Source organism: uncultured Mailhella sp. (assembly GCF_947631555.1).
In the GTDB taxonomy this organism is placed as follows: Bacteria; Desulfobacterota; Desulfovibrionia; order Desulfovibrionales; family Desulfovibrionaceae; genus Mailhella.
Genome location: NZ_CANRLT010000012.1, coordinates 38,384 through 44,532, shown reverse-complemented (window position 1 = coordinate 44,532; position 6,149 = coordinate 38,384). Strand labels below are relative to the sequence as shown.

The 6,149-nt window shown below is 61.9% G+C and carries 8 protein-coding genes and 1 tRNA gene; 3 read left to right on the top strand and 6 right to left on the bottom strand.

The features are described 5' to 3' along the window. Positions 1 to 512 precede the first annotated feature (512 nt). The 6 genes from Q0Z94_RS03105 to crcB form a co-directional block, all read right to left on the bottom strand. A tRNA-Pro gene (locus Q0Z94_RS03105) sits at positions 513 to 587 on the bottom strand. 57 nt (positions 588 to 644) lie between these two features. Further along, positions 645 to 1,130, bottom strand: a complete 486-nt coding sequence (gene pal / locus Q0Z94_RS03100) for a peptidoglycan-associated lipoprotein Pal (protein WP_298067559.1) — start codon at positions 1,128 to 1,130, stop codon at positions 645 to 647. Between the two features lie 167 nt (positions 1,131 to 1,297). Next, positions 1,298 to 2,524 carry a translocation protein TolB gene (locus Q0Z94_RS03095; RefSeq protein ID WP_298067560.1) on the bottom strand — a complete coding sequence of 409 codons (1,227 nt, stop codon included), beginning with the start codon at positions 2,522 to 2,524 and terminating at the stop codon, positions 1,298 to 1,300. A gap of 218 nt (positions 2,525 to 2,742) precedes the next feature. Continuing rightward, complete coding sequence (locus Q0Z94_RS03090; protein WP_298067558.1) at positions 2,743 to 3,057, bottom strand: GIY-YIG nuclease family protein; 315 nt, start codon at positions 3,055 to 3,057, stop codon at positions 2,743 to 2,745. Beyond that, entirely contained in the window at positions 3,054 to 3,452 is a 399-nt protein-coding gene (locus Q0Z94_RS03085) for a CrcB family protein (protein WP_298067557.1), read from the bottom strand. Before Q0Z94_RS03085 ends, Q0Z94_RS03090 begins: the two co-directional genes overlap by 4 nt. 10 nt (positions 3,453 to 3,462) lie before the next feature. Then, the gene (crcB, locus tag Q0Z94_RS03080) at positions 3,463 to 3,798 is read right to left on the bottom strand and encodes a fluoride efflux transporter CrcB (protein WP_298067556.1); all 336 of its coding nucleotides are present in this window, start codon (positions 3,796 to 3,798) and stop codon (positions 3,463 to 3,465) included. A 328-nt stretch (positions 3,799 to 4,126) separates the two neighbouring features. Between crcB and Q0Z94_RS03075 the strand changes: the two genes are divergently transcribed. Genes Q0Z94_RS03075 through Q0Z94_RS03065 form a run of 3 tightly spaced genes read left to right on the top strand, consistent with a single transcriptional unit; the run spans position 4,127 to position 6,148 of the window. Then, positions 4,127 to 4,897 (top strand): DUF4198 domain-containing protein, encoded by a 771-nt coding sequence (locus Q0Z94_RS03075; protein ID WP_298067555.1) that lies wholly within the window; start codon positions 4,127 to 4,129, stop codon positions 4,895 to 4,897. A 28-nt stretch (positions 4,898 to 4,925) separates the two neighbouring features. Further along, the gene (gene cbiM, locus Q0Z94_RS03070) at positions 4,926 to 5,537 is read left to right on the top strand and encodes a cobalt transporter CbiM (RefSeq protein ID WP_298067554.1); all 612 of its coding nucleotides are present in this window, start codon (positions 4,926 to 4,928) and stop codon (positions 5,535 to 5,537) included. Then, positions 5,534 to 6,148, top strand: coding sequence for a cobalamin biosynthesis protein CbiL (locus Q0Z94_RS03065; RefSeq protein WP_298067553.1), 615 nt, complete (start codon positions 5,534 to 5,536; stop codon positions 6,146 to 6,148). The genes cbiM and Q0Z94_RS03065 overlap by 4 nt, the downstream gene beginning before the upstream one ends. Position 6,149: the final 1 nt, after the last annotated feature.

Below are 6,149 nucleotides of genomic sequence, written 5' to 3'. Positions count from 1 at the left end.
GTTAGGGCGCGGCTGGTAAGAAAGCCTTACAGGCGCATAGGGGGAACCACCGGCTATGCCGGTGGGGCCCCATTTTTGTGCGCTGTGAGGGGGCATCGTACCCCTGCGAAGTGCGGCAGCCCGCCCTTCCGCCATAACCAGCAAAGCAGAGAAGGAAAACCATCTTGCTTTTCCCTGGCTGCCGGACGGCGCGAGCGTCAGCGAGCTGATAGCGAGCTTGCCACGCACTTCTTTGCGGCAGCGGGGGAAGAGTACGGGGTCGTCGCTCCAAGCGCACTGCCGTGCGTCTCCGGCGGATAAAGGTTGGAACAGGCAAAAACATAAATCCCTAGTTACCGAACCGCACGGTGCGTACGCCGTTGACAAGACCTCTTCATCCTGCCGCGCTGCCGCATTAAGAGCTATGATATTTTTATCTTTTTTTTATCTTTTTCCGAAAATGAGCCTCCAGAAAAAGAAAAGGGCTGCGGATGTAACATCCGCAACCCATTGTAAACAAAGACAAATTAATATGGTCGGGGCGGCCGGATTTGAACCAGCGACTTTCTGCTCCCAAAGCAGACGCGCTACCCCTGCGCCACGCCCCGAACACAAAAAAGGCTGCCTCTCCAACCGGGGAAAGGCAGCCTTCTCTTCAAACCAACTTAGCGGGCGATGACGTTGAAGTCGTCGCGGCGGTTCTTGGACCACACGGCTTCGCCGGAACCCTGAACAGCGGGACGTTCCTTACCGAAGGAGATCATTTCCAGCTGGTCGGCAGGCACGCCGAGGCGGATCATGTATTCATAGGCAGCGCGGGCGCGGCGTTCGCCAAGGGCGAGGTTGTATTCCTGAGTGCCGCGTTCGTCGCAGTTGCCTTCGATACGAACCTTGATGGAAGGATACTGCTTCATGAGTTCAGCCTTCTGCTGCAGCATGTCGCGGTATTCGGCCTTGATGTCGTACTTGTCGAAGTCGAAGTACACGATGCCGTCAGTGATCTGCTGAGCGGCGGCGTCAAGAGCGGCGTTGCCGGAGTCGGCCACAGGAGCCGCGGTGTCGGCTTCCGTGTTCTTCTTCGCGCAGCCAGCGCCCATGGCGAGAGCCAGGGCGAGAACCATAACCATACCAAACGTCTTGAAAGCTTTCATGGTAACTCCTCCTGAGAGTTGACACATAATATTTTTTCCTTCCGGCTCTCCATCGTCTTGATAAGACACGGAAAGAAACTGAACTTTGTGCGAAAGGGGATACTACTCCCGCCACACAACTTGTCAAGTAAACTTAACCGGTATTTCGCAGATAAATTTAAAAAACTTTACTTGCCCCAGCGGGGAAACGCCGCGTTTCCCTTGCCGGTGGAAAGCAGTTTGGCCTCGCCGCCATGCCGCGTCGTGAGGTAAATCTGCTGCGTACCGCTTCTTGTAGACGTGAATGCCACGAAGTAGCTGTCCGGCGCAAAGGCGGGCTGCTCGTCGCGGCCAGGGCCGTAGGAAATCTGCTGGTCGCTGCCCGTGATAAGGTCACGGACAAAGATCCGGAAACCCGAAGGCGTAGCCTTGGTATAGGCCACCAGCGTCCCGTCGGGGCTGATGCACGGCTCGGAATTATACGAACCGTCCATGCTCACACGCGACACGCTGCCGGTGTTCAGATCCTTTAAAAAGACCTGCGGATTTCCCAGACGGCTGGACGTGAAGGCCATTTTCGTACCCGTGGCGTCAAAGGATGGGGAGACGTTGATGGCGGAACTCTGCTCGAGCGGCCGTTCTCTCTGGAACTGGCGGTTAAGCAGGAAGATGTCCGGATAATGCCCGGTGGACAGGCTCACGGCCACGCGGTTGTCCGGCAGAAAACAAGGGCCGATGACCGTATTGCCGGGGAAGCGGATGCGCTTGACCTGATTGGACATGCGGTCAAAGACGCACAGTGCGTGAGTGCTGTTATCGAAATGGCTGAAGACGATGTAGCGGCCATCGGGCGACCAGGACGGCGACATGGCCGATCCGGGGAGGTTGGTCACCTGACGCAGATCGCGGCCCGTGGCGCGGGCCACCCATACGTCCCGCTTGTAGCCGTTGCCCTTGACGAAGGCGATCATGCTGCTGAAGAAGCCGCGCGCTCCGGTGAGTGCCTGCATGAGGTCATCACAGAAGCGATCCGCCACATTGGGCACTTCCGCGCGGGTGACGCCGGAATAGGCGTTGCCGAACACGAACTTGCCCGAATACGTCTCGAACACGCGCAGTTCCACCGTGGAATTCTCGCCGTCGCCGGAAGGCCAGTGCGCCGTGACCAGAAGGTCGGCCCCGGCGATCTGGAAGCGCTTGAAATCCACCGTCGCCCCCTGCCAGCCGGAAAGCACCGTGCCGCCCAGCACTGCGGCCTGCGGGGTGAGCCGCATGAAGGGCAGGAAATTGAGATCCGTCTCGATGGCCTCGTGAAGCGCGGCGCCCAGTCCTGTGGCGCGCTGCTCCGGCGCGGTGAGGGGAGCAGCCATAGCCAGATTGATCCGGTTCTGGCCCGGGCCGTAAATGTCTACCATGGTGGCGGCGTGCCCGGTGACGGCGAAGGCCGCGGCAAAGACCGCCAGTACCGCCACGCCCAAGGCACGGCGCAGAGAACGAAGAATATCCATGATCAACCTCGATGATACTGTCAAACGCCTGTCGTTTGAGATTCGCCCAGCATAGTCCCCGCGCCGGTCATGGTCAAGGCGTACGCTCCGGCGAAAAATATTTCAGCAGGACGCCAAGCGTATTTTTAATCAGGTGAAATGTATGATGTTTTCGCAATGTTCCTGCCAGAATCCATTTCTTTGCCAGGCTCAAGGGCGGTGAGCTTGGTGTGCCTGGGCAATTTCTTGATGCGTGCCTCCAGGCGCAGGGCTTCCCCCTGATCCAGAGGGCCGGTGCTGGCCAGCAGAACCACGGGACGCCTGCCCCGCGTGTAGCGCGCCCCGCCGGAAAGCTCACCGTTGTGCATGGCAAGCCGCCGCGTCACGTCCCTGGTTATGCCGCAGTACAGCGTGCCATCAGCGCAGCGCAAAAGATAAACGTACCAGCCGCCGCTCTTCACGCCGTCTCTCCGCGGCCGAAGTGCGCCGCCTTCCAGCCCAGACAGGCCGCGGCCATGCCCAGTCCGGCATTCAGAACGAGGTTCAGAACAGCAAGGTCGCTTCCCGCCGTCTGCCACAGACGCACGGAATCCAACGCGAACGAGGAAAACGTTGTGAATCCTCCGAGAAAGCCCGTTCCCAGCAGAGCGAGCCACAGTTCCCCGCCTCCACGCCGGGCGGCCAGCCCCAGAAGCAGCCCCATGAGCAGGGAACCCACACCATTGACCAGCAGTATCCCCAGCGGAAAAACACCGCCCGCCGCTGCCGTGACAAACCTGCTGCCCGCCGCCCGGCGCAGTGCTCCCGCCGCGCCGCCCGCGGCCACGGCAAGGGAAAAGAATATTCCTTCCCGCATATCGCTCCTTTCATCCTGCGGCGAGTTTCAGCCCCAGCGGGGCCGCGCCGGTACAGACAGCAAGGCTCAGAACCATGTTCGCGCAGGCGGTCGCCGTCCTTCCCTCCCGCAAAAGCCGCACACAGTCAGCGGAAAAGCTGGAAAACGTGGTCAGTGCCCCGCAGAAACCATCCATCACCAGCGGTCCCCACGGTTCCGAGGGCAGCTTTCCCCCAGCCACGAAACCGAAAATCAGGCCGATGAGCAGACAGCCCGCGGCATTGACAAAAAATGTTCCCGCGGGAAACCATCCTTTAAAAAGGGCGTCAACAGCCCTGCCCGCATGGAAGCGGCACAGCGCTCCCACGGCGCCGCCTGCGGGATGGCCAGCACAGACCCCATTCCCATAAACCCTCCCCAGCCTGCCTTCTTCCGGCAGACTATGCGGAAGTCCGGTGGAAAGGATACCAGCCGGGGACAAGTCTCACAAGCAGAAACGCCGGGGCTGCCGCAGCGGGGACACGGTTCGCCGCCTGCCCGGGGAGGGGAAAAACAAGTGTTGCTACGTTTTCAAAAAATGTGCTACTACTCCGTTCAGGGCGGAGGAGAAAAAGCTCACGGATTCGAACGAACTTCCCCCCCCGCCGGCAGGCTGCTCAAGCCTGCGGACCTTCAGCCTTCAGGAGAAAAGCGTCATGTGGAAGAGTATTCTCGGCATCGGTCTGGCGGCAGCGCTGTGGTCGGGCACGGCCTGCGCCCATTTCGGCATGGCCATTCCCTCGCAGGCGGTGATTGAGGACAGGAGGGATGCTGGAATCGAGCTGACGCTCTCGTTCTCCCATCCCATGGAAGGGGAAGGCATGACGCTGGAAAAGCCGGAATGCCGGGTTCTTATTGAAGGGCAGGCGCAGGATCTTGGCGCCGCGCTCACCCCGGCGCAGGTCATGGGCAAGGAGGGTTGGAAGCTCCGGTACACGCCCCGGCGTCCCGGGGTCCATCAGTTCGTCATGACGCCCAAACCCTACTGGGAACCGGCAGAAGACTGCTTCATCCAGCACCTGACCAAGGTCTATGTGCCCGCCTTCGGCAAGGAAGAGGGCTGGGACGCTCCCGCCGGTCTGGAAGCGGAGATCGTGCCCCTGACGCGGCCCTTCGGCAACTACGCGGGGAACGTCTTTCAGGGGCAGGTGCTGAAGAACGGCAAGCCCGTGCCCCATGCGGAAGTGGAAGTGGAATTTTACAATCGGGACGGGGAATACCGTGCGCCCAACGAGTACATGGTGACGCAGCTTGTCAGGGCGGACGCGCAGGGCGTGTTCACCTGGGCTGTGCCCTTTGCCGGCTGGTGGGGCTTTGCGGCGCTGCTGGAGGGCGACCGGCAGATCTCCCATGAAGGCACACCGAAAAGGCTGGAGCTGGGCGCGGTGCTCTGGCTGGAATTCGTGTCCCCGCAGCGAACACACTAAAGTTTGGAAGGGGCGTTTCGGAGGAGCCATGCACATTTCGGAAGGTGTTCTGTCCCCGGCCATACTGAGCGGCGGAGCGGCTCTGGCGGCGCTGGGCGTGACGCTGGGCCTGCGGCGGCTGGACTACGAACGGCTCATGACGGTGGCGGTGGCCGCAGCGGTTTTCTTCGTGGGCTCGCTCGTGCATGTGCCTGCGGGCGTTTCCAGCGTTCACCTCATCCTCAACGGACTGGTAGGGGTGTTGCTGGGCTGGGCGGCGTTTCCGGCGATACTGGTGGCTCTGGTTTTGCAGGGCGTCCTGTTCCAGTACGGCGGCATCACGGTGCTGGGCGTGAATACAGTGACCATGGCAGCCCCCGCCGTGCTCTCGGCGTGGCTGTTCCGCCCGCTGCTGCAGCGTCCCCATTGGCGCAGACTGGGCGGCTTCTGCATCGGCGCGTGTTCTGTGGCCGGATCAGCGCTGCTGACAGCGCTTGCACTGGGAATGACCGATGAGGGCTTCCTCGGCGCGGCCGGAGTGCTGCTGCTGGCTCACCTGCCCGTCATGGCCGCGGAAGGCGTGATCACGGCCCTCACTGTGGGCTTTCTGGCGCGAGTACGGCCTGATGTGCTGGGACTTGACGAGGAGGAAAGAGCATGATCCGGCGCGGACTGTGTGCGGCGGCACTGCTACTTCTGGCACTGTGCCTGCCTGAGGAAGGGCTGGCGCACCGGGTAACGGTTTTTGCGTGGCCGCAGGGAACACAGGTTCTGGGAGAATGCGCCTTCAGCCGCGGTTCTCCTGTACGCCAGGGGCGCATTCTGGTGCAGGACGCCGCGAACGGTGCGCCGGTGCTGGAATGCCGGACGGACGATCAGGGCCGCTTCCAGTTCCCGATTCCGGGCACTCCGGTGAAAGCGGGGCACGGCCTGCGCATCACCGTCATGGCCGGGGAAGGCCATCAGGACAGCACGGAACTGACCGCGGAAGAACTCCGGGGAACGGCCGTGCCTTCTCTTCCCGCTGCTGACAGTACGCATTCCGCTCCGGCAGCCTCCCCGCCCGCTGCCCCCGCCCAGGAAGTCCCCGGGCTGACGGCGGATCAGGTGCGCGAAATCGTGGAAACGGCGCTGGACAGCCGCCTGGAGCCGCTGTACCGGCGTCTGGCCGCAAACGAGGAAGCCGGACCGTCTCTGCGGGACATTGTCGGCGGACTCGGCTGGATCCTGGGGCTGGCCGGCCTTGCGGCATACTGCCGCAGGCGGAAGTAAT